At 64.1% G+C, this 20040-nt stretch carries 22 protein-coding genes, 2 pseudogenes and 1 riboswitch; of the genes and pseudogenes, 18 read left to right on the top strand and 6 right to left on the bottom strand.

Going from position 1 to position 20040, the window contains the following annotated elements:
• The first annotated feature begins 15 nt into the window (after positions 1-15).
• The 7 genes from ACNJX9_RS11290 (at position 16) to ACNJX9_RS11260 (ending at position 7611) form a co-directional block, all read left to right on the top strand.
• On the top strand, positions 16-1578 hold the full coding sequence (locus tag ACNJX9_RS11290; protein ID WP_439408804.1) for a DUF4403 family protein: 1563 nt from the start codon (positions 16-18) through the stop codon (positions 1576-1578).
• A gap of 137 nt (positions 1579-1715) precedes the next feature.
• Positions 1716-2819 (top strand): ABC transporter ATP-binding protein, encoded by a 1104-nt coding sequence (locus ACNJX9_RS11285; RefSeq protein WP_439408803.1) that lies wholly within the window; start codon positions 1716-1718, stop codon positions 2817-2819.
• Between the two features lie 47 nt (positions 2820-2866).
• Positions 2867-3937, top strand: coding sequence for an ABC transporter substrate-binding protein (locus tag ACNJX9_RS11280; RefSeq protein WP_439408801.1), 1071 nt, complete (start codon positions 2867-2869; stop codon positions 3935-3937).
• 83 nt (positions 3938-4020) lie between these two features.
• On the top strand, positions 4021-5283 hold the full coding sequence (locus ACNJX9_RS11275; RefSeq protein ID WP_057754281.1) for an ABC transporter permease: 1263 nt from the start codon (positions 4021-4023) through the stop codon (positions 5281-5283).
• The gene (locus ACNJX9_RS11270) at positions 5280-6107 is read left to right on the top strand and encodes an ABC transporter permease (RefSeq protein ID WP_439408799.1); all 828 of its coding nucleotides are present in this window, start codon (positions 5280-5282) and stop codon (positions 6105-6107) included. Before ACNJX9_RS11275 ends, ACNJX9_RS11270 begins: the two co-directional genes overlap by 4 nt.
• Before the next feature lie 227 nt (positions 6108-6334).
• Positions 6335-6580: a hypothetical protein gene (locus ACNJX9_RS11265; protein WP_439408798.1), complete on the top strand. Its 246-nt coding sequence runs from the start codon at positions 6335-6337 to the stop codon at positions 6578-6580.
• A gap of 26 nt (positions 6581-6606) precedes the next feature.
• Positions 6607-7611 (top strand): hypothetical protein, encoded by a 1005-nt coding sequence (locus ACNJX9_RS11260; protein ID WP_439408796.1) that lies wholly within the window; start codon positions 6607-6609, stop codon positions 7609-7611.
• A gap of 156 nt (positions 7612-7767) precedes the next feature.
• On the opposite strand, the gene ACNJX9_RS11255 is transcribed toward ACNJX9_RS11260, so the two are convergent.
• The 3 genes from ACNJX9_RS11255 to ACNJX9_RS11245 form a co-directional block, all read right to left on the bottom strand.
• A complete protein-coding gene (locus ACNJX9_RS11255) occupies positions 7768-8160 on the bottom strand; it encodes a hypothetical protein (RefSeq protein ID WP_439408795.1) in 393 nt (130 codons plus the stop codon).
• A gap of 21 nt (positions 8161-8181) precedes the next feature.
• The gene (locus tag ACNJX9_RS11250) at positions 8182-8700 is read right to left on the bottom strand and encodes a hypothetical protein (protein ID WP_439408793.1); all 519 of its coding nucleotides are present in this window, start codon (positions 8698-8700) and stop codon (positions 8182-8184) included.
• Between the two features lie 248 nt (positions 8701-8948).
• Positions 8949-9071 carry a hypothetical protein gene (locus tag ACNJX9_RS11245; RefSeq protein WP_439408792.1) on the bottom strand — a complete coding sequence of 41 codons (123 nt, stop codon included), beginning with the start codon at positions 9069-9071 and terminating at the stop codon, positions 8949-8951.
• A 432-nt stretch (positions 9072-9503) separates the two neighbouring features.
• Here ACNJX9_RS11245 and ACNJX9_RS11240 point away from each other — a divergent pair, with 432 nt between their 5' ends.
• On the top strand, positions 9504-10718 hold the full coding sequence (locus ACNJX9_RS11240; protein WP_057754275.1) for an ABC transporter substrate-binding protein: 1215 nt from the start codon (positions 9504-9506) through the stop codon (positions 10716-10718).
• An 80-nt stretch (positions 10719-10798) separates the two neighbouring features.
• Here the strand turns inward: ACNJX9_RS11240 and ACNJX9_RS11235 are convergent, their stop codons facing one another.
• Positions 10799-11335, bottom strand: coding sequence for a PRC-barrel domain-containing protein (locus ACNJX9_RS11235; RefSeq protein ID WP_057754272.1), 537 nt, complete (start codon positions 11333-11335; stop codon positions 10799-10801).
• Between the two features lie 146 nt (positions 11336-11481).
• Between ACNJX9_RS11235 and ACNJX9_RS11230 the strand changes: the two are divergent.
• Together ACNJX9_RS11230 and ACNJX9_RS11225 are read left to right on the top strand one after the other, a co-directional pair.
• Positions 11482-11580, top strand: a pseudogene (locus ACNJX9_RS11230) (DNA-binding response regulator); the annotation flags it as partial.
• A 102-nt stretch (positions 11581-11682) separates the two neighbouring features.
• A pseudogene (locus tag ACNJX9_RS11225) lies at positions 11683-12336 on the top strand (sensor histidine kinase); the annotation flags it as partial.
• 10 nt (positions 12337-12346) lie between these two features.
• Here the strand turns inward: ACNJX9_RS11225 and ACNJX9_RS11220 are convergent.
• Entirely contained in the window at positions 12347-12541 is a 195-nt protein-coding gene (locus ACNJX9_RS11220) for a hypothetical protein (RefSeq protein WP_057754269.1), read from the bottom strand.
• A gap of 224 nt (positions 12542-12765) precedes the next feature.
• On the opposite strand from ACNJX9_RS11220, the gene ACNJX9_RS11215 reads away from it, so the two are divergent.
• The 8 genes from ACNJX9_RS11215 (at position 12766) to ACNJX9_RS11180 (ending at position 19227) form a co-directional block, all read left to right on the top strand.
• Positions 12766-13299 (top strand): transglycosylase SLT domain-containing protein, encoded by a 534-nt coding sequence (locus tag ACNJX9_RS11215; protein ID WP_439408790.1) that lies wholly within the window; start codon positions 12766-12768, stop codon positions 13297-13299.
• A 150-nt stretch (positions 13300-13449) separates the two neighbouring features.
• A riboswitch (TPP riboswitch) is annotated at positions 13450-13594 on the top strand.
• Complete coding sequence (locus ACNJX9_RS11210) at positions 13582-14592, top strand: FAD-dependent oxidoreductase (RefSeq protein ID WP_439408789.1); 1011 nt, start codon at positions 13582-13584, stop codon at positions 14590-14592. Its footprint overlaps the riboswitch before it by 13 nt.
• Positions 14593-14599: 7 nt before the next feature.
• The gene (gene thiS, locus ACNJX9_RS11205; RefSeq protein ID WP_057754260.1) at positions 14600-14797 is read left to right on the top strand and encodes a sulfur carrier protein ThiS; all 198 of its coding nucleotides are present in this window, start codon (positions 14600-14602) and stop codon (positions 14795-14797) included.
• Between the two features lie 190 nt (positions 14798-14987).
• Positions 14988-15770, top strand: coding sequence for a thiazole synthase (locus ACNJX9_RS11200; protein ID WP_057754257.1), 783 nt, complete (start codon positions 14988-14990; stop codon positions 15768-15770).
• Positions 15757-16380, top strand: coding sequence for a thiamine phosphate synthase (locus ACNJX9_RS11195; protein WP_439408788.1), 624 nt, complete (start codon positions 15757-15759; stop codon positions 16378-16380). The genes ACNJX9_RS11200 and ACNJX9_RS11195 overlap by 14 nt, the downstream gene beginning before the upstream one ends.
• Entirely contained in the window at positions 16377-16532 is a 156-nt protein-coding gene (locus ACNJX9_RS11190; protein WP_439408786.1) for a hypothetical protein, read from the top strand. The genes ACNJX9_RS11195 and ACNJX9_RS11190 overlap by 4 nt, the downstream gene beginning before the upstream one ends.
• A gap of 12 nt (positions 16533-16544) precedes the next feature.
• Positions 16545-18443, top strand: a complete 1899-nt coding sequence (gene thiC / locus ACNJX9_RS11185) for a phosphomethylpyrimidine synthase ThiC (RefSeq protein WP_439408785.1) — start codon at positions 16545-16547, stop codon at positions 18441-18443.
• A 247-nt stretch (positions 18444-18690) separates the two neighbouring features.
• Entirely contained in the window at positions 18691-19227 is a 537-nt protein-coding gene (locus ACNJX9_RS11180) for a mismatch-specific DNA-glycosylase (RefSeq protein WP_439408783.1), read from the top strand.
• A 140-nt stretch (positions 19228-19367) separates the two neighbouring features.
• Here the strand turns inward: ACNJX9_RS11180 and ACNJX9_RS11175 are convergent, their stop codons facing one another.
• Positions 19368-19928, bottom strand: a complete 561-nt coding sequence (locus ACNJX9_RS11175; protein WP_439408782.1) for an HD domain-containing protein — start codon at positions 19926-19928, stop codon at positions 19368-19370.
• Positions 19929-20040: the final 112 nt, after the last annotated feature.

Genomic DNA, 20040 nt, shown 5'->3' with positions numbered 1-20040 from the left:
CGGCTTGGGGGACTGATGCGTCTGACGTTGAATTTGAAGACCGTGCTGATCGCTGTTGCGGTGCTGGCGGCGTCGTTTTTCATCAGCCTGAAGGCGATGGACTTGATGTCGCCGCGCGTGGTCAATTCGGCGCCGCCGATCGCACAATTGCCGCCGCTGCCGCCGACCGCGAAGAGCTCGATCGTGGTGGCACCCGTCGCGATCGCGCTGTCGGCGATCCGCGACCAGGCCGAGAAGGCCTCGCCGCGCAATTTCGCCGGCAAGGCCGAGAACCCGATCTCGCAGATCCTGGAGAATGCCGATATCGGCTGGACCGCCGCCCGCGGGCCGATGTCGGCGACCGGCGACAAGGACGTGCTGACGCTGTCGACGCCGATCACCGGCAAGCTGAACGTAACAGGGTCGCTGTCGGCAAAGGCCACCGGCGCGCTCGGCGATGCCCTGGGCAGCGTGCTCGGCGGCGACGCGGCGAAACGGATCGGCGCCGTCAACATCAAGAATTTGAATGCCAGCGCCGAGATCAGGGGCAGCGTGGTCGTCACCTCGCGCCCCAAGCTCGCGGCCGCCTGGCACCTCGAGCCGAATTTGGGCGCGCAGGTCAATCTCGGCGACACCAACGTCAACGTCGCCGGCGCCAAGGTCAACGTGCCGGCGCAGGTCAAGCCGCTGATCGACAAGACCGTCGGCGAGCAGCTCAACGTCGTCGCCGAGCGCATCCGCAACGATCCCAGCCTGCGCGACAATGCCAGGGTGCAATGGGCCAAGGCCTGCCGCTCAATCCCGCTGCAGGGCGCCGGCTCCTCGGCGGCGCTGCCGCCGCTCTGGCTCGAGATGAAGCCGACCCGCGCCATTGCGGCGCAGCCGCGCGTCGACGCGCAGGCCGTGACCTTGCTGCTCGGCCTCGAGGCCGAGACGCGCGTGACCTCGACGCAGACCAAGCCGGACTGCCCCTTCCCCGACAAGATCTCGATCGTGCCGCCGACCGGCACCGGCGTGAACATCGGCGTTCCCATCGACGTGCCCTTCACCGAGATCAACAAGCTGATCGCGGCGCAAATGGTCGGCCACACCTATCCCGAGGACGGCTCCGGTCCGGTCGACGTCACCGTGAAGAGCGTCAACGTCATCCCCTCAGGCGATCGCCTGCTGATCTCGCTGCTGGTGCGCGCCAAGGAGAAGAAGAGCTGGCTCGGCCTGGGTGCCGAGGCGACCGTGCACATCTGGGGCCGGCCGATGCTCGACCAGGCGCAGCAGACGCTGCGGCTTGCCGACATCCAGCTCGCGGTGGAATCCGAGGCGGCTTTCGGCCTGCTCGGCGCCGCGGCCCGCGCGGTGGTGCCGCAGATGCAGCAGGCGCTGGTGCAGAAAGCGACGCTCGACCTGAAGCCGATCGCCGCCAATGCGCGCGAGAAGATCGCAGCCGCCATCGCCGACTACCAGAAGAGCGAGGACGGCCTCAGGATCGATGCCAAAATCGACAGCCTCACGCTGACCGACATCGCGTTCGATTCCAGGACGCTGCGCGTGGTTGCGGAAGCCGGCGGGACGCTGAACGTCTCGCTGACGAAGCTGCCGTAGCGCGCCTTCTCGGCGGGTCCGCGCGCGTCAAGCGCTTGCGCCGCTGGCATTCTCGTCGCAGGATGATAAGCTCATCTGCGCCACGACGCGCAGATAATATTGTAGCAGATAAAATTGTAGTGGGGCACGAAGACAAGATGGAAGCCGGCCTGGTCACGCCCATCCTGGTGCGCTTTTCCGGCATTCAGAAGACCTATGATGGCGAGCACCTCGTGGTGAAGCACCTCGATCTCGACATCAAAAAGGGCGAGTTCATCACGCTGCTCGGCCCCTCGGGCTCGGGCAAGACCACCACGTTGATGATGCTGGCCGGCTTCGAGGTGCCGACCCAGGGCGAGATCTACCTCGCCGACCGCCCGATCAAGAACATGCCGCCGCACAAGCGCGACATCGGCATGGTGTTCCAGAACTATGCGCTGTTTCCGCACCTGACGATCGAGGAGAACGTCGCCTTCCCGCTCTCCGTGCGCAAGAGGAGCAAGGCGGAAACACAGGAGCGCGTCAAGGCTGCGCTGCGCATGATCAAGATGGAAACGCTGGCGCAGCGGCGACCCGGGCAGCTTTCCGGCGGCCAGCAGCAGCGCGTGGCGCTGGCGCGCGCGCTGGTGTTCAACCCGCAGCTGGTGCTGATGGACGAGCCGCTCGGCGCGCTCGACAAGCGCCTGCGCGAGCAGATGCAGCTGGAGATCAAGCAGCTGCACGAGACCATGGGCATCACCGTCGTCTACGTCACCCACGACCAGAGCGAAGCGCTCACCATGTCGGACCGCATCGCCGTGTTCAACGACGGCATCGTGCAGCAGATCGACAGGCCCGATGCGCTGTACGAGCGCCCGGTGAACAGCTTCGTCGCCAATTTCGTCGGCGAGAACAACGTGCTGTCAGGCACGGTCGAGACAACAGACAAGGATTATTGCCGCGTCTTGCTGGCCGCCGGCGGCACCGTCATGGCCCGTGCGGTCAACGTCTCGGGCGCGGGAGCTGCGACCTCGCTGTCGGTGCGGCCGGAGCGGGTCGCGATTGTACCCGACGGCGCCTCCAGCGACGGTGCGAACCGGCTGCCGGCCAAGGTGCAGAACACCATCTATCTCGGCGACCATGCGCTGGCCGTGCTCGATGTCGCCGGGAATACAGAGTTCATGGTCAAGCTGCAACCAGGCGCGCATGACCGGCTGAGATCGGGTGAAAGCGTCTTCATCAGCTTCCGCCCCGAGGACTGCCTCGCGCTCGACCCCGTTTGATCGACCGATCAACCTCAACGCAACTCACCAGAAGAAGGACAACGACCATGCGGAAGCGCAAGACCAGCAAGATGACCGGCAAGATTGCTCTGGGTTTCGTCGCGGCGTTCACCGCCAGCGCGGCGCTGGCGACGGTTGCGCAGGCGCGTGACCTCACGGTGGTGTCGTGGGGCGGCGCCTATCAGGACGCGCAGAAGAAGGTTTATTTCGAGCCGTTCAAGAAGGCGTCAGGCATTGCCATGAACGACGAATCCTGGGACGGCGGCGTCGGCGTGTTGCGCGCCAAGGTGCAGGGTGGCGCCGCCACCTGGGACGTCGTGCAGGTCGAGAGCGACGAGCTCGCGGTCGGCTGCGAGGAAGGCCTCTACGAGAAGCTGGATTATTCCAAGATCGGCGGCGAGGCCGCCTATATCCAGCCGTCGGTCAATCCCTGCGGCGTCGGCGCCATCCTCTATGATTTCGTGCTCGGCTACGACAAGGACAAGCTGAAGGAAGCGCCCAATGGCTGGGCCGACTTCTTCGACACCAAGAAGATCCCCGGCAAGCGCGCCTTGCGCCAGGGCCCGAAGACCACACTCGAGATCGCCCTCATGGCCGACGGCGTCCCACCGAAGGACGTCTACAAGGTGCTGGCGACCGACGAAGGCGTCGATCGCGCGTTCAAGAAGCTCGACACCATCAAGGGCGACCTCGTCTGGTGGAAGGCCGGTGCCCAGCCGCCGCAATTGCTCGCCTCCGGCGAGGTGGCCATGACCTCGGTCTACAACGGCCGGATCGACACTGCGAACAAGAACGAGAAGAAGAACTTTGGCATGGTGTGGGACGGCGCGCTGTTCACGCTCGACAGCTGGGTCATCCTGAAGGGCAGCCCGAACAAGGACGCGGCCTACAAGTTCCTGGACTTCGTCGGCAAGGCGGAGAACCAGTCCAAGCTGTCGCAGAACATTGCCTACGGCACCTCGAACAAGGATGCCGCCGCCCTGATCCCGCCGGCCGTCCTGAAGGATCTGCCGACGGCGCCTGACAACATCAAGAACGCGGTCGAGATCAACGTCGCCTTCTGGCTCGAGAACATCGACAAGCTGACCGAGCGCTTCAACAAATGGGCCGCGAAGTAGCGCGGCCGAACTCGCGTGCGGTGCGGGCGGAGGGGCGAGACCCTTTCGCCGGCGCACCGCCCCTTGCCTGAAATGATCAACCCATGACAGCAGCCTCCCTCACCGGCGCGGATGTGAAGACCAACGTGTCGCTCAAGCGCCGCCTGAAGCGGGCGGAGCGCGCGCGCCAGATCAAGGCGCTGGCGCTGGTTCTGCCGCTGCTGCTGTTTCTGCTGTTCACCTTCGCCGGGCCCATCGCCGGCATGCTGTGGCACGCGGTCGATGACCACGAGGTGCGCCAGGTTCTGCCGCAGACGGTCGCGGCTCTCGCCGGCTGGGACGGCAAGGATGTGCCGGACGAAAAGGCCTATGCCGCCCTGGCAAGCGACATTCAGGCGGCGCGCGCCGCCGGCACCATCGCCATCGCGGCCAAGCGGCTTAACTACGCCCAAAACGGTTTTCGCACAATCCTCACCAGCACCGCACGCAATCTGAAAGCGATGCCGGAGCCGGGCACGGCCAGGGAGACGCTGGGCAAGATCAACCCGGCCTGGCGCGACCGCGCCACCTGGACGACGATCAGGGACGCCAGTGGTCCGGTCACCAGCTTCTACCTGCTCGGCGCGCTCGACCTTGTCAGGAACGCGGACGGTGCGATCGTCGCGGCTCCGCCGGATCAGGCCATCTACCGCGATGTCTTCGGCCGCACGTTCCTGATCAGCCTCGGTGTCACGGTGCTCTGCCTGGTCCTCGGCTTCCCGGTCGCCTATTTGCTGGCGACGCTGCCGCCGGGCCGGTCGAACCTGCTGATGATCTTCGTGCTGCTGCCGTTCTGGACCTCGCTTCTGGTTCGAACCTGCGCCTGGATCGTGCTGTTGCAAAGCAAGGGCGTCGTCAATGACAGCCTGCACTGGCTCGGCATCATCGACGAGCCGCTGCGCCTGATCTACAACCGCTTCGGCGTCTGCGTGGCCATGACCCACGTGCTGCTGCCGTTCATGATCCTGCCGCTGTACAGCAGCATGAAGGCGATCTCGCCGGCCTATATGCGTGCCGCCGCCTCGCTCGGTGCATCGCCCATCACCGCTTTCCTGCGGATCTATATGCCGCAAACCCTACCCGGCATCGGCGCGGGCAGCCTGCTCGTCTTCATCCTGGCGCTCGGCTATTACATCACGCCGGCCCTCGTCGGCGGCGCCGCCGACCAGATGATCAGCTACTTCATCGCGCTCTACACCACCGAAACAGCCAATTGGGGCCTGGCTTCGGCGCTGGGCGCGGTGCTGCTGCTCGCGACCGTGCTGCTCGCGCTCGTTTATGGCAAGCTGGTGCAGGGCCAGCAGGTGACGGGAGGGATGAAGAATTGAACGACGCTTCCTCCTTGCGCACACCCAGCCAGCGCATCGCCTGGACCGCAACCATCGTCATCTCGACGCTGGTCTTCATCTTCCTGATCGCGCCGATCCTGGCGATCATGCCGCTGTCCTTCAGCTCCGGTTCGTATCTCACTTATCCGCTGCCGGGCCTCTCCTTGCGCTGGTACGACGACTTCATCAGCTCGCCGCGCTGGATGAACTCGCTGAAGAACAGCATGATCATCGGCGTGGCCTCGACGCTGCTGTCGATGGTTCTTGGCACGCTGGCAGCCCTTGGGCTGGCGCAGTGGAAGAGCCGGCTCAAGCCGCTGGTGCTGGCCTTCGTGCTGTCGCCGGTGGTCGTGCCCGGCGTCATCACCGCGGTCGGTCTCTATTTCTTCTTCGCGCCGATTGGCCTCACCGGCAGCTATCTCGGCCTGATCCTGGCTCACACCGCGCTGGCAACGCCGTTCGTGGTGATCACGGTCGGCGCGACGCTGCAAAGCTTCGACACCAACCTCGCCCGCGCCGCCGCCTCGCTCGGCGCCTCACCGCTTCTGGCGTTCCGCCGGGTGATCCTGCCGCTGATCCTGCCGGGACTCGCATCGGGTGCACTGTTCGCCTTCGCGACCAGCTTTGACGAGGTGGTGATCGTGCTGTTCATGGCAGGGCCCGAGCAGCGCACTTTGCCGCGCGAAATGTTCAGCGGCATCCGCGAGAACATCAGCCCGACGATCACGGCAGCCGCGGTGATCCTGACGACGGTCTCGGTGATCCTGCTCGCCACGCTGGAAGGCCTGCGCCGGCGTAACGAGCGGCTCAAGGGCGGCGCGTAATGCCCTCTTCCTTCTTCCCTTGCGGGAGCCGAGATAGCGAAAATAGTGCAATGATATCAACGGTCAGGCCGCCTCCTTTCGGTCTCGCCGGCGGGGGCTCTCGAACGTCCCAAATATTCTAGTGGGGTACTGCTACGCCGAGGCGGAGAAGTACGGGTCCGGCCACGCGCAGTGGCTACAAGAGAGAATCAGCTACACTGTGAGCAGCCTTTGGGAGAATGCTCAGCGTGCCTAGCGACCGCTATCCTCACGTCACCGAGCGGAACAAGCGCATTTGCGCCCTCTACGAAGAGGGCCGCGCTTCCGGTCTGTCGTTGACTGCGCTTGGCAAGGAGTTCGACCTCAGTCGCGAGACCATTCGCGGCATCATCCGTCGCCGCAACAATGCACGCCGACGAGCAGAGGCACTTGCGCCGCTCAGAGAAGCGTTTGCTAAGGGCAATGGCGACCCCCGTCGTCACGACCGGACGTAGGCCGCGACTTCGCCGCTGGGGAATGCATGCGGATACGTGAACAAGTGCAACTGAATCCAGTGAGCGATGAAGTGTTGGCGCTCACTGCCGTGGTTCGCCCAATTCTTACGGGCACTCTCTATGCCTTGAAGGCCGATATAGTTGCCGAGGCGGGCGGATATGATCAGATCAAGCTGAAGATGCTACCTCGGCTCTACAAAGCTGGCGATGGCGACTGTGGCATCTGCTTTGAGTACGCAGTGCATGAGGCGATCAGCAGGGGCGATGCCCGCGTGCTTGAGCGGATAGAAGACGCGGCAAAGCTGTGTAAGTTGAACGGGCAAGCGCCCCCTCGCTCGCTGTTGTTCGGTCTCGAAAAAACCGGAACGCAGCAGTTAATCGACACTGCGGGTGACATCCTCACAGATGACTCGCGGCTTCTGTACGGGACGCGCGGCCAACCCGCGAAGTTGAAGCGCCACCTTAACCAGATCGCCGGAGCATTCCGAAACAGAAAGACGCGACTGGCGCTGCCATACTCAATTCGCGGTCTTTGGAAAGCTGACTTGTTCGTCGGCTACACCGGGTTAGAACGTTGGGTGGCGACGACCGTGAAGATCAATCCGTCTCAACTTGAGGGGGCCGCTGGACTTCGCATCGGCATCGTGCCGACGAAGCAAGGCGCAAAAGACATCGTTCGGAAGGACGACGGAAAGAACCTCATCATCTGCCCGCTGCATCACGATGAAGACTTCATGCAGACCTTTTACGAGGGTTGGCGCATCGTACAGGCTTTCATTGATGCGGACGGGCAAATGCCCAAAGAGGTCTCGCTGCCGCGTCCGGCGCATCGAGAGGTCGTGAGGATTCTGGTTGAGCGGCGCGAGTTCCCTGTCGTCGATGTTGTCGAAGCCATAGAGGCCTTCGGCCAGCCGGAATTGCTCGCAACTGACGACAAGCAAGTGGAAACGACGACGCTCAAGGGCCATTCAAATACCGACCTGATGATCGCTCCTGTTTCGCGAGAACCAGACTTGTTTGGCCCACGGTAACTCCATGCTCTCCCAGATTTTCGGCGCAGCCGTTCAGATCGCTTGCGGGCCTCGCTGATGCGTCGGCACGTCGGCCGATGTTCAGTGCCGGCGATCTCGAACGAATGCATGGGCGGTCGGCTCCGGCGATCTTGCCGAGGCGCAGGCATAGTCCGCCTACTCCTTGAGCCAAAAAACCACGACGGATGCCACTTTAGGATCAGGAACATCCCCTGCATACCAGTCCCACGTCTTGCCGTCGTTATAAGAGATGATGGAGCTTCCGGTTTTGCTATCGCGCCCATATTTTGGCGCGTCCTCGCCGCTGACTAACGCACCGCTCGCATTATAGGCCTTCACATGCGCCTTGTAACTGCAGCCTTTGTCGCCGAGAGGCGCGTGCATGAAGTCGCAGTCTTTTGGTTTGGTGCTCGTCTGGACCTTGTCAAAGCCAACTTGGTATTTGACGCCATACCAGAGCGCATTCGTCCAACTGTCTGGAGCAAAGAACCAAAGAGCTACCAACCCAAAAAGAAAATATACTGCAGCACCATCGTCAGATTGAGCCACGTTTCCAGCCCTCTTTTACAGCTATGCGTCCCTCGTGAAGCCGGCGAACACCCAGCCAATCACCCAGAAGAGGACATAGGCGAGGATGGCACAGATGCCGGTGATGATCAGGCCCATCCCGAGCGCGGAAGCTGCCTCGCTCGTCATGAATGTCGGAGCCGGCGAGTCTGCGATTGCAATGATCTCGCCTACCGACTTGCCATAGAGGCCGTAGTCCGAGCAACCGTTCACGTCGTAGTCGAGCGTTCGGCTGTCGATCGATGGATATTTCAGTTTGAAGACGTAGCCCGCGCGTGACAGCCGCGCGATGCACTGAGCGTTCCTTTGGACGCTCACTTCTCTACTGTAGCCCTCGTTGACGATACCGTACGTAATCGCGAGGCCGATCACAGCCACCAGCACGGCAACGACCGCGCCGATCCGAGTGAAGCCGCGAATGAAGCGCGCACCGCCGGTCAACGGTGCATCGCGCTTTGGTTGGAAAGGACTAAGACTGTTCATCGCCCCCGGTGCCCCAGCATTCATCAAGCCCCAAATCACTGGTCTAATTCGCACACCGTAAGGAGGTCAATGCTGCTTATTTCTCGCCTCCAGCGCGGCCAGCGGCGCCTTCCGCCAAGCCTGCATGATCGGCCAGTCCTGATACACGCCATGGGCGACATCAGGTAGCCCGGCGGCGGGCCGTCCAGCGCGGGATAAAACACGGAGGGGCCGCCGACGACGCCGATCAAAGACCAGTCTAGCTTCTTGCTGATGGCCAGATATTCGGCGCGCCGGCCGCCGTGCTCTTACCACCGCTGATGATCGCCGGCCGCGACGATCTCTATGCCGGTCGCGAACAAGCCGACCATCTCGTCGCTGACGTTGGGCTTGGCCGCCCGGTGCAGCAGCTCCCGCTCGGCCGAGCTCATGGCGCGCTTCCCGGCGGACGACCGGGCGAGGCGCGTACCGGTTCGTAGTTAGCCCAGTCGGCTCAGCGTCCGGACCACGAAGGCGGTTCGCGAGTTCGTGCTTCAGCGCCGGGTGATCCTTGATGCCGCTGCGGGTGCGGATCACCGGACAGCGCTCCTGATCTCCTCGCACAAGGCCTCGGCATAATCGCGAAGCGCCGGATGAGGCGTATCTGTCCGCGGATTCAATTGAGAGTTGGACTCGCGGAGAGAACCCGTCACCCGTCTCGCCGCTGGCCACCCTCTCCTCCAAGGGGAGAGGGTTAGGAACACCGCCCGCCCCTTCCGATTTTGCATTCTGCTATGGCGCGGGGCGCTTAGCTGCGATCGCCGATAGCCGCTAGAACAGTCCCCGCAACAACGCCCCAACGACAATACACAGGGAGAAACGATATGCATAAACTCATCGCCGCGGTCGCGGCCGGCCTCGCCGTCGCCGCCACACCGCTCGCGGCACAGGCGCAGATTTCCGACAACGTCGTCAAGCTCGGCGTGCTCACGGATATGTCGAGCCTTTACGCCGACGCGACCGGCAAGGGCTCGCTCGCCGCTGTCGAGATGGCCGTCGCCGATTACGGCGGCAAGGTCGCTGGCGTGCCGATCCAGGTCGTGTCCGCCGACCACCAGAACAAGCCCGACGTCGGCGTCAACATCGCCCGCAACTGGTACGACAACGAGAAGGTGGACGCGATCCTCGACGTGCCGACCTCCTCGGTCGCGCTGCCGATTTCGGCGCTGACGCGCGAGAAGAACAAGATCAATCTCAACTCCGGCGGCGGCTCGTCCGACATCACCGGTCCGGCATGTTCGCCCAATACGGTGCACTGGACTTACGACACCTATGCGCTGTCGAACGTCGCCGGCAAGGCGATGGTGAAGCGCGGCGAGGACACCTGGTTCTTCGTCACCGCCGACTACGCCTTCGGCATGGCGCTCGAGCGCGACGCCGCCAACGTCGTCAAGGAGAGCGGCGGCAAGGTGCTCGGCGACGTTCGCCATCCGCTCAACTCGTCGGACTTCTCGTCCTTCCTGCTGCAGGCCCAGGCCTCGAAGGCCAAGGTGGTCGCGCTGGCGAATGCCGGCGGCGACACCACCAATGCGCTGAAGCAGGCCGCCGAATTCGGCATCACGCAAGGCGGCCAGAAGATGATCGCGCTGCTCATGGAAATCACCGACGTTCACTCGCTCGGCATCAAGGCGACGCAGGGCCTGATCATCACCGATGCCTTCTACTGGGACACGAATGACGAAACCCGCGCCTTCTCCAAACGCTTCAACGACAAGGTCGGGCACATGCCGACCATGATCCAGGCCGGCCTCTATTCCGCGACCATGCACTATCTGAAGGCGATCGAGGCCATCAAGAGCGACGAAGCGCCGAAGGTGATGGAGCAGATGCGCAAGACGCCGGTGAACGACTTTTTCGCCAAGAACGGCAAGATCCGCATCGACGGCCGCATGGTCCACGACATGTATCTGTTCGAGGTCAAGAAGCCCGAGGAATCCAAAGGCGAGTGGGACCTCTACAAGCTGATCGCCACCGTGCCCGGCGACGAGGCCTTCCGACCGCTCGACAAGGGCGGCTGCCCGCTAGTGAAGGGGAATTGAGGATATTCTCCCCGAGAAAAAGACACGACGGCGCGCCCGGTGAAAACCGGGCGCGCTGCGTTCAGGCGTTTAAAAGCCCATTACTCCGAGTACTTGAACTCGGGCATGTTCTTCAGCTCGTCCTTGGTCGCGTTGAACACGGCGTGGTCAGGATACCACTTCGAACTGGACGACGCCGTCGTGGTGGTCGTCGTCTTCTCGGTGCCGGTCGCAGCACCCGTCGTCGTGGTCGCAGCGGGCTTGGCGCCCGGGTTCGTCCCGGCGCCGGTGTAGGCCACGGCCTCATTGACGAACTTCAACTTCTCATACGGCACGGCAACGAGATGCTCGCCCATGCCGAGGAAGCCGCCGACGCCAATCACAGCGATTTTCACGGCGCCGCTCTTGTCCATCAGCAGGTCGTTGATCGAGCCGATGTTCTCGTTCGCCTCGTTATAAACCTTCACGCCTGCCATCTTCGAGGCGCGCCATTCGCCCGACGCGCTCGTGGTTGTCGTCGTCGCGGTCGAAGCGGTGGGCGATTTGTCGGCGGTGGTAGCGGCCGGGTTCTGCGCAAACGCAACGGTCGCAAGCAAGGCAGTGCCGGCCAGGCCGGCAGCGATCGATTTCATCAACATGGTTTGTCCTCTCCTTCAGCAGAAAACTCGTGCGGAGAAAACAGCGAGGGTCAGCAGCAGTTCCCAAGGTGCGGCAATTTCGTCGCGCCTTTGCGGCACTGCGGCGCGAGGAAAAGTTCCTGGAACGCGCGAGGCGCACAGTTCCCCGCGAGATGTCGCGAGCCATCGCCGACCACCGCGTTGATCTCATCATCCTCGACGTCATGCTGCCCGGCGAAGACGGCCTCGGCCTGTGCCGCAAGGTCGCCCGGACACGTCGCCTGATGGCGCGCATCAGCTGACCGATGCGGCGCTGCTGCTCGGCTCGGCGAGGCCCGACGACCGGCCGCGCCTCGTCGCAGATCTCGCGCGCGTCGGATCGCACCAGGATGCTGGCGGCGATCAGCCACGATCTGCGCACGCCGATCACGCGGCTGCGCCTGCGCGCCGAGTTCATCGCGGACGAAGGCAACCGCAAGCGCATGCTTGTTGACCTCGACCAGATGCGCTCGATGCTGGAGAGCGTGCTGTCGCTGCTGCGCAACGACCGCAAGATCGAGGCGGTGACGCTGGTCGATATCGCCTCTACGCTGCAGCTCATCGCCGACCAGTTCGGCGACATGGGCCATGTCGTGCATTACGAAGGCCCGCCATCCGCGACCGCCGCAGCGCGGCCCGACGATCTGCATCGCGGCGTCACCAACCTGATCGAGAACGCGGTGCGCTTCGGCGCCGAGGTCAGGATCCGCCTCGATGTATCCAGCACAAAACTCGTCATCGATGTCGAGGATGACGGCCCCGGCATTTCGGACGCGCGCAAGCAGGAGATGCTGGAGCCGTTCGTGCGCGGCGAGGATGCGCGCACCATGGACCATGCGACCGGCTTCGGCCCTGGCCTGTCGATCGCGCGCGCAATCGCGCTCGCCCATGGCGGCGAGCTGTCACTGCACGATCGCCGACCGCACGGGCTGATCGTCCGAATGCAATTGCCGATATGGCAGCAGCCGCGGCTGGCCGCCTAAGGCCTTGGCCTCAGGCCGCGAGCGGGACGGTCACGGGCTCATCGAAGATCGCGATCGCCTCGAAGTGATAGCCACAAGCCTGGCATTTCCAGAGATAGGAAATGCGTCCCTCGCCCGGCTCGATCCAGTCCGGGAACGGGATCGGTGTCCCGCATTGTGCACACGGATTCTGCGTGGGGATGTCGCCGATGTCTGCTGGGGTCACGGACGTCCTCCCGAATGCTGGTGGTGCGGTTTTTGGGCGGATGCACCAAGGGACAGACCTGCTGTCGCGTAAGGCACTCCGCCGGCTCCGAACCTAACCCATGTTTGAGTCGTAAAAACGACGGCTCGGCGAAAATCGCCGGTGGCGGCGTTTCGCCACATCATCGCCGTGTTCGGCAGGCCTAACGCGCACGGTCCAGGTCAGTTCTGCCGGGGAACATTTCAATGAAAATTTTGCGCATCGCCGTTCTCGCGGCAGTCGGGCTGATATTGCCGCAGGCCGCAATCGCAGGCCAGGCCGACTATGCAGAGATGGTCGCGATGCATGCGCGCGCCAACGGCGTGCCGGAGGCGCTGGTGCATCGCGTCATCGTGCGCGAGAGCCGCTATCAGCCGGGCCTGGTCGGCCATGGCGGCACCATCGGGCTGATGCAGATCAAGCTCGCGACCGCCCGCGGCCTCGGCTACACCGGCGATGCGAGCGGCCTGCGCGACCCCAACACCAATCTCACCTATGCCGTCAAATACCTCGCCGGTGCCTATCACGCTGCCAATGGCGATCACGACCGGGCCGTGCGTTATTTCGCGGGCGGCTATTACTATGCTGCAAAGCGGCAGCGTCAGGAGATGGTGCGAGAGGCAAGCTTCGAGCCTCAGCTGGAGCCGAACGGCAATCCGCAGCCGATGTTCGGCCCCGCGCCGCATCGCAAGCTGGCCCAGCAGCTCCGCAACGCGCGGGCGCAGGTTCCACACGATTGATCGTCATTCCGGGATGGTGCGAAGCACCAGACCCGGAATCTCGAGATTCTCAGGTGCGCAATTGCGCACCGGAGTTCGGTCCTGCGGACCGCCCCGGAATGACGGGGCTGCAACATGCGTTGACCACCCTGTCCTACTGGCCTACATTAGAGCCGTTCCGAGGGGTGCTCCGAGGAGGAGCTGAGATACCGCTAAATGGGCAAGCCTGCACTTCGGCAAGCACGCCCAGGACCGCGGTGACCCTTTGAACCTGATCCGGGTCATGCCGGCGAAGGGACAGGGATGTTGCAGACGACCAAGCGACCGGATTCCCCGGTATCCATCATCGGCGCAGGCATCGCCGGAGCCTGGCAGGCGCTGCTGTTCGCGCAGGCCGGCCACGCCGTGACCCTGCACGAGCGCAGTGACGCTGACATGACCGATGCCACCAGCCATTGGGCCGGCGGCATGCTTGCGCCCTATTGCGAGGCGGAGGTCGCCGAGCCCATCATCAGCCGCCTGGGGCTTCGCTCGCTCGATATCTGGCGCCGCGAGCTGCCCGACACCCCCTTCAACGGCTCGCTGGTCGTCGCCCATCCGCGCGAGCGCAACGATTTCGAGCGCTTTGCCCGGATGACCGAGGGCCATCGCCGGCTCGATGCCGCGGGCCTCGCCGCGCTCGAGCCGTCGCTGGAAGGCCGTTTTCGCGAGGCGCTGTTCTTCCCGACCGAGGGCCATGTCGAGCCGCGCCGCGTGCTGCCGAAGCTGCACGAGCGCATCAAGGCCGCCGGCGGCACCATCAAGTTCGGCAGCGACGTCACGGCCGCCGATCTTGATGGCCTCGTGATCGACTGCCGCGGCCTTGCCGCGCGCGAGGAACAGCCCGGCTTGCGCGGCGTCAAGGGCGAGATGATCCTGATCGAGACCCGCGAGGTGCAGCTGTCGCGCCCGGTGCGGCTGATCCATCCGCGCTGGCCGCTTTACGTGATCCCGCGGGAGGCCAATCTGTTCATGCTGGGCGCGACCTCGATCGAGGCCGAGGACACCGGTGTCAGCGTCCGCTCGGCGCTGGAGCTCTTGGGCGCCGCCTATGCCGTGCATCCGGCGTTCGGCGAGGCCCGCATCGTCGAATTCGGCTCCGGCCTTCGCCCTGCGTATCCCGACAATCTGCCGCGCATCGGCGTGCACGGCGGCAAGATCAGCGTCAACGGGCTCTACCGCCACGGCTTCCTGATCGCCCCCGCCCTCGCCGAGCTGACGCTGGCTTTCGTCGAGCGCGGCCAGATCGACAACGAGGTGATGCAATGCGCGTGATCGTCCAATGCTTGTAATCGTCAACGGCGAACAGCGCGAGATCAGTTCAGCCAGCGTCGATGCGCTGCTGTCCGAGCTCGACTATGAGGGCACGCATTTCGCCATCGCGCTCAATTACGACGTCGTGCCGAAGAGCCGCTGGGCCGAGACGAGCTTGAAGCCCGGCGACGAGATCGAGATCATCACGCCGCGGCAGGGAGGGTGATGGAATGAATGCCTCCACGAACTCAGCCGTCATCCCCGCGCGAGCGCGAAGCGCTCGTCGCTGGAGGTGCGAGCCGTCTTCGGCTCGCCTCGAAGAATGGCCGCAAGGGCGCTGTCATCCTTCGAGGCGCGCAAATGCGCGCACCTCAGGATGACGGTCTGTGCAAGTTGCCTGCAAGGAAATTAGAGCCATGGTGACCTTCTACGGCAAGACCTTCGCCTCCCGCCTGCTCATCGGCAGCGCGCTCTATCCCTCGCCTGCGATCATGCAGGACGCCATCCGCGCCTCCGGCTCCAACATCGTCACGGTGTCGCTGCGGCGCGAATCCGCGGGCGGCAAGACTGGCGAATCGTTCTGGAAGCTGATCCGCGAGCTCGACGTCGCGGTGCTGCCGAACACCGCCGGCTGCCGCACCGTGCGCGAGGCCGTGACGACCGCAAAGCTAGCCCGCGAATTGTTCGGCACCTCCTGGATCAAGCTGGAGGTCATCGCCGACAACGACACGCTGCAGCCCGACGTCGTTGGCCTCGTCGAGGCCGCCACCATCCTGATCAAGGACGGCTTTGAGGTGTTCCCCTATTGCACCGAGGATCTCTCGGTCGCCAATCGCCTGGTCGAAGCGGGGTGCAAGGTGGTGATGCCGTGGGCCGCCCCCATCGGCAGCGCGAAGGGCATCATCAACCGCGACGCGCTCAAGCTGCTGCGCGAGCGGCTGCCTGACGTCACGCTGGTAGTCGACGCCGGCATCGGCGCGCCGAGCCATGCGGCTGAAGCGCTCGAGCTCGGCTATGACGCCGTGCTGCTCAACACCGCGATCGCCAAGGCCGCCGATCCCGTCGCCATGGCCAAGGCTTTCCGCCTCGGCATCGAGGCCGGCCGCACCGCTTATGAGGCCGGGCTGATGAACGCCCGCGACTTCGCCTCTCCTTCCACCCCTGTCGTTGGGACCCCGTTCTGGCATGCCGTATCCTGATCGCGACGCGTATCCTGATCGCTTTTATCCTGTGGTCGACAGCCTGGCGTGGGTCGAACGCCTGACCAGGCTCGGCGTCGGCACCATCCAGCTGCGCGTGAAGAATCTCGACGACGCGCAGGCCTTGCAGATCGTCACCGATGCGCTCGCGATCACGAAAGGCACGCAAGCCAAGCTGGTCGTGAACGATTATTGGCGCGCGGCGATCGTCGCCGGCGCCAAATATCTGCATCTCGGCCAGGAGGATCTGGCGGAGGCCGACCTCAAGGCGATCCGCGAAGCGGGCCTCTCGCTCGGTATCTCCACCCATGACGACGACGAGCTCGCGACCGCGCTCGAGGCCAAGCCTGACTACGTCGCGCTCGGCCCGATCTTCTTCACCACGCTCAAATCGATGCGGTTCGAACCTCAGGGCATTCCCAAGATCACGGAGTGGAGGCAGCGCATCGGCACCATCCCGCTGGTCGCGATCGGCGGCATCAAGTTCGAGCACGCCGCGGAGATTTTTGCGGCGGGTGCGGATTCCATTGCCGTCGTCAGCGACGTCACCCAGAACGCCGACCCGGATGCGCGCGTGCGTCAGTGGCTGGGCCAAAAGGAGGCGGCATGACCGAAACTCTCTCCGCTCGTCATTGCGAGCGCAGCGAAGCAATCCAGGATCGTTCCGCGGAGGGACTCTGGATTGCTTCGTCGCAAGAGCTCCTCGCAATGACGGAGCAAGATCTCACCGCCGTCGCTTTGGCGCACGCACAACAGAATTAACCGGAGGACCCCATGAACATTCGCTCCAACCCCGAAAAAACCGTCCCCGCCGTCACCACCGGCCCGTTGCCCTCCTCGCGAAAGATCTTCGCTTCCCCGGACGCCGCGCCCGATCTGCGCGTGCCCTTGCGCGAGATCATCCTGTCCGAAGGCGCCGGCGAGCCGAACCTGCCGGTGTACGACACCTCGGGCCCCTACACCGATCCGTCCGTGACCATCGACGTCAACGCCGGTCTGCCCCGCAACCGCAAGCAATGGGTGCTGGAGCGCGGCGGCGTCGAGGAATATGAGGGCAGGCAGATCAAGCCCGAGGACAATGGCAGCGTCTCCACCGACAAGGCCGCGCGCGCCTTCTCGGCCTATCACAAGCCCTTGCGCGGCCTCGACGGCCACAAGATCACCCAGCTCGAATTCGCCCGCGCCGGCATCATCACCAAGGAGATGATCTACGTCGCGGCGCGCGAAAATCTCGGGCGCAAGCAGCAGCTCGAGCGCGCCGAAGCCGCCCTTGCCGACGGCGAAAGCTTTGGCGCCGCCGTCCCCGCCTTCATTACCCCGGAGTTCGTCCGCAGCGAGATCGCGCGCGGCCGCGCCATCATTCCCTCCAACATCAACCACTCCGAGCTCGAGCCGATGATCATCGGCCGCAACTTCCTGACCAAGATCAACGCCAATATCGGCAACTCGGCGGTGACGTCGTCGGTCGAGGAAGAGGTCGAGAAGATGGTGTGGGCGATCCGCTGGGGCGCCGACACCGTGATGGACCTCTCCACGGGGCGCAACATCCACACCACGCGCGAATGGATCCTGCGCAACGCGCCGGTGCCGATCGGCACCGTTCCCATTTATCAGGCGCTGGAGAAGTGCAACGGCGATCCGGTGAAGCTGACCTGGGAGCTCTACAAGGACACGCTGATCGAGCAGTGCGAGCAGGGCGTCGACTATTTCACCATCCACGCCGGCGTGCGCCTGCAATACATCCACCTCACCGCGAACCGCGTCACCGGCATCGTCAGCCGCGGCGGCTCGATCATGGCGAAGTGGTGCCTGGCGCATCACAAGGAAAGCTTCCTCTATACCCATTTCGACGAGATCTGCGACCTCATGCGCAAATACGACGTCTCGTTCTCGCTCGGCGACGGCCTGCGACCGGGATCGATCGCCGACGCCAACGACCGCGCGCAATTCGCCGAGCTCGAAACGCTCGGCGAGCTCACGAAGATCGCGTGGGACAAGGGCTGCCAGGTCATGATCGAAGGCCCCGGCCACGTGCCGATGCACAAGATCAAGATCAACATGGACAAGCAGCTCAAGGAGTGCGGCGAAGCGCCGTTCTACACGCTTGGGCCGCTGACAACCGACATCGCGCCGGGCTATGACCACATCACCTCAGGGATCGGCGCCGCCATGATCGGCTGGTTCGGCTGCGCCATGCTCTGCTATGTCACGCCGAAGGAGCATCTCGGCCTGCCCGACCGTAACGACGTCAAGACCGGCGTCATCACCTACAAGATCGCCGCCCACGCCGCCGACCTCGCCAAGGGCCACCCCGCCGCGCAACTGCGCGACGACGCCCTGTCCCGCGCGCGGTTCGAATTCCGCTGGACCGACCAGTTCAACCTCGGCCTCGATCCGGACACGGCAAAGAGCTTCCACGACGAGACCCTGCCGAAGGAAGCCCACAAGGTCGCCCATTTCTGCTCGATGTGCGGCCCAAAATTCTGCTCGATGAAGATCACCCAGGACGTGCGGGACTACGCGGCAACGTTGAACGATCCGAACAGCGTGGGCATGTCGATGGCCGGCACCGCCGAAGACGGCATGGCCAGGATGAGCGCGAAGTTCAAGGAGATGGGCGAGAGCTTGTATCTGGATGCGGAGAAGGTGAAGGAGAGTAATCGGGTGCTGTGAGGGACTCTTCGCTCTATCAAGCAGCATTCAGCTCGTAGGGTGGGTTAGCCTTGCGGATGCGCGAAGCGCAATCCGGGAGGCGTAACCCACCGCTTCTGCGAATTCGGGATCGGCGTCACCTGGGGATCGGCGAAGGCGCTGCCGCGGCCGGCGGCGCGCAGGATCGGAATCCGTAGCCCGGATGGAGCGAAGCGCAATCCGGGACCACCTTATCCGCCGATCCAGCTCCCGCATTGCGCTTCGCTTCATGCGGGCTACGACGCGACGGACGATTGACTTGATTGAAACCCACCGCCTCCCCGACCAGCTCCGCGAAAACCTTCGCCTTGTCTTCGTCGGCACCGCCGCCTCGACGCGCTCGGCGGAGCTTGGGCATTACTACGCCCATCCCGGCAACCGGTTCTGGCGCGCGATCCATGAGGCCGGGATCACGCCGCGGCGCGATCAGCCAAGCGAGTTCGCGAGCCTGATCGAGCTCGGCATCGGCTTCACGGATCTCTCCAAGTCAGGCGCGGGGATGGATCACCAGATCGCGGCGGAGACGATCGATCTGCCGGGCTTCAGGGCGAAGATGGAAAAGTATCGGCCGCGCACGATTGCGTTCACGAGCAAGAAGGCGGCGAGCCTGTTTTACGGCAGGCCGTCAGCTGCGATTGCGCTGGGGCAGCAGGTGCGCGATGCGAGCTGGCCGGAGATTTTTGTGCTGCCGTCTCCGTCCGGTGCTGCGTCCGGGCATTGGACGATCGAGCCGTGGCGGGCACTGGCGGCGTGGATTGCTGCGTAGGGTGGGTTAGCTGTGCGGCGGCGCGAAGCGCGGCCGCGCGGCGTAACCCACCGCTTCTGCCTCCGCGAATGCACAAGTGGTGGGTTACGCCTTGCGCCGTTCCGTGTCGATGGACCACGCTTGTGAGCGGCTAACCCACCCTACGCACCGCCGCCGCCGCCCAGCGCTGCCAGCTCCCGCGCCAGATTGGCCCGGGCTTGCCGGTCATACACCCCGGCGAAATCCGGGTCGGGAAAGATCACCTCGCGGGCCGCGAAACGGCGCAGCACACGGGCGCGGCCGATGCGATAGTCGTGCTCGCTGACATGGCCGAACTCGCGGCGGATCGCTGCGGCATAGGCATTGTAGCGCACGGGATCAGCGCCGAGAATGCTGAGGTCGATCGAAATCAGGAAGGCCCCCAAGCGATCGCCGGCAGCAACATCGTGCGTTTTCGTCAGGCGAATCAGGCGGCCGACCTCCTGACGAAGCTCGGCGCGAACGTGCTGCTCGGCGAGCTCTGCGCTGCGCTCCTCATTGTCGGACCGGGTCGGATCGTAAACGACATCGTGCCACCAGATCGCCTCCGTCAGCGTCTCGCGCTCGGCTGCCGAAAGACCCTCGACCCGCGCGAGCGCGGCCAGGCAATCCTCGATATGCGCAAGATTGTGATAGTAGCGGCCAGGCGCCGCATAGGCAGCAGCCAGTTGGTCGCGGTTCATCGAAGCATCACTCCTCGAACGTCGCGTTGTCGATCTTGTCAGTATTGATGGCCATCGCGATCTCCCCGGAGCGATGTTTGGGTCCATCCTACGGCACATCGGGCAATCCGCA

It is taken from the genome of Bradyrhizobium sp. BLXBL-03 (assembly GCF_051853015.1).
Lineage (GTDB): Bacteria > Pseudomonadota > Alphaproteobacteria > Rhizobiales > Xanthobacteraceae > Bradyrhizobium > Bradyrhizobium manausense.
This window is presented reverse-complemented; position numbering and strand designations above follow the sequence as displayed.

Excerpts from the sequence above, each read along its gene's own strand:
- ACNJX9_RS11240 (WP_057754275.1), top strand. The coding sequence starts at position 9,504 with ATGCATAAACTCATCGCCGCGGTCGCGGCCGGCCTCGCCGTCGCCGCC.
- ACNJX9_RS11280 (WP_439408801.1), top strand. The coding sequence starts at position 2,867 with ATGCGGAAGCGCAAGACCAGCAAGATGACCGGCAAGATTGCTCTGGGT.
- ACNJX9_RS11285 (WP_439408803.1), top strand. The coding sequence starts at position 1,716 with ATGGAAGCCGGCCTGGTCACGCCCATCCTGGTGCGCTTTTCCGGCATT.
- ACNJX9_RS11215 (WP_439408790.1), top strand. The coding sequence starts at position 12,766 with ATGAAAATTTTGCGCATCGCCGTTCTCGCGGCAGTCGGGCTGATATTG.
- ACNJX9_RS11190 (WP_439408786.1), top strand. The coding sequence starts at position 16,377 with ATGACCGAAACTCTCTCCGCTCGTCATTGCGAGCGCAGCGAAGCAATC.
- ACNJX9_RS11175 (WP_439408782.1), bottom strand. The coding sequence starts at position 19,928 with ATGAACCGCGACCAACTGGCTGCTGCCTATGCGGCGCCTGGCCGCTAC.
- ACNJX9_RS11290 (WP_439408804.1), top strand. The coding sequence starts at position 16 with ATGCGTCTGACGTTGAATTTGAAGACCGTGCTGATCGCTGTTGCGGTG.
- ACNJX9_RS11275 (WP_057754281.1), top strand. The coding sequence starts at position 4,021 with ATGACAGCAGCCTCCCTCACCGGCGCGGATGTGAAGACCAACGTGTCG.
- ACNJX9_RS11260 (WP_439408796.1), top strand. The coding sequence starts at position 6,607 with ATGCGGATACGTGAACAAGTGCAACTGAATCCAGTGAGCGATGAAGTG.
- ACNJX9_RS11195 (WP_439408788.1), top strand. The coding sequence starts at position 15,757 with ATGCCGTATCCTGATCGCGACGCGTATCCTGATCGCTTTTATCCTGTG.
- ACNJX9_RS11235 (WP_057754272.1), bottom strand. The coding sequence starts at position 11,335 with ATGTTGATGAAATCGATCGCTGCCGGCCTGGCCGGCACTGCCTTGCTT.
- ACNJX9_RS11200 (WP_057754257.1), top strand. The coding sequence starts at position 14,988 with ATGGTGACCTTCTACGGCAAGACCTTCGCCTCCCGCCTGCTCATCGGC.
- thiS (WP_057754260.1), top strand. The coding sequence starts at position 14,600 with ATGCTTGTAATCGTCAACGGCGAACAGCGCGAGATCAGTTCAGCCAGC.
- thiC (WP_439408785.1), top strand. The coding sequence starts at position 16,545 with ATGAACATTCGCTCCAACCCCGAAAAAACCGTCCCCGCCGTCACCACC.
- ACNJX9_RS11210 (WP_439408789.1), top strand. The coding sequence starts at position 13,582 with ATGTTGCAGACGACCAAGCGACCGGATTCCCCGGTATCCATCATCGGC.
- ACNJX9_RS11180 (WP_439408783.1), top strand. The coding sequence starts at position 18,691 with ATGCGGGCTACGACGCGACGGACGATTGACTTGATTGAAACCCACCGC.
- ACNJX9_RS11245 (WP_439408792.1), bottom strand. The coding sequence starts at position 9,071 with ATGAGCTCGGCCGAGCGGGAGCTGCTGCACCGGGCGGCCAAGCCCAAC.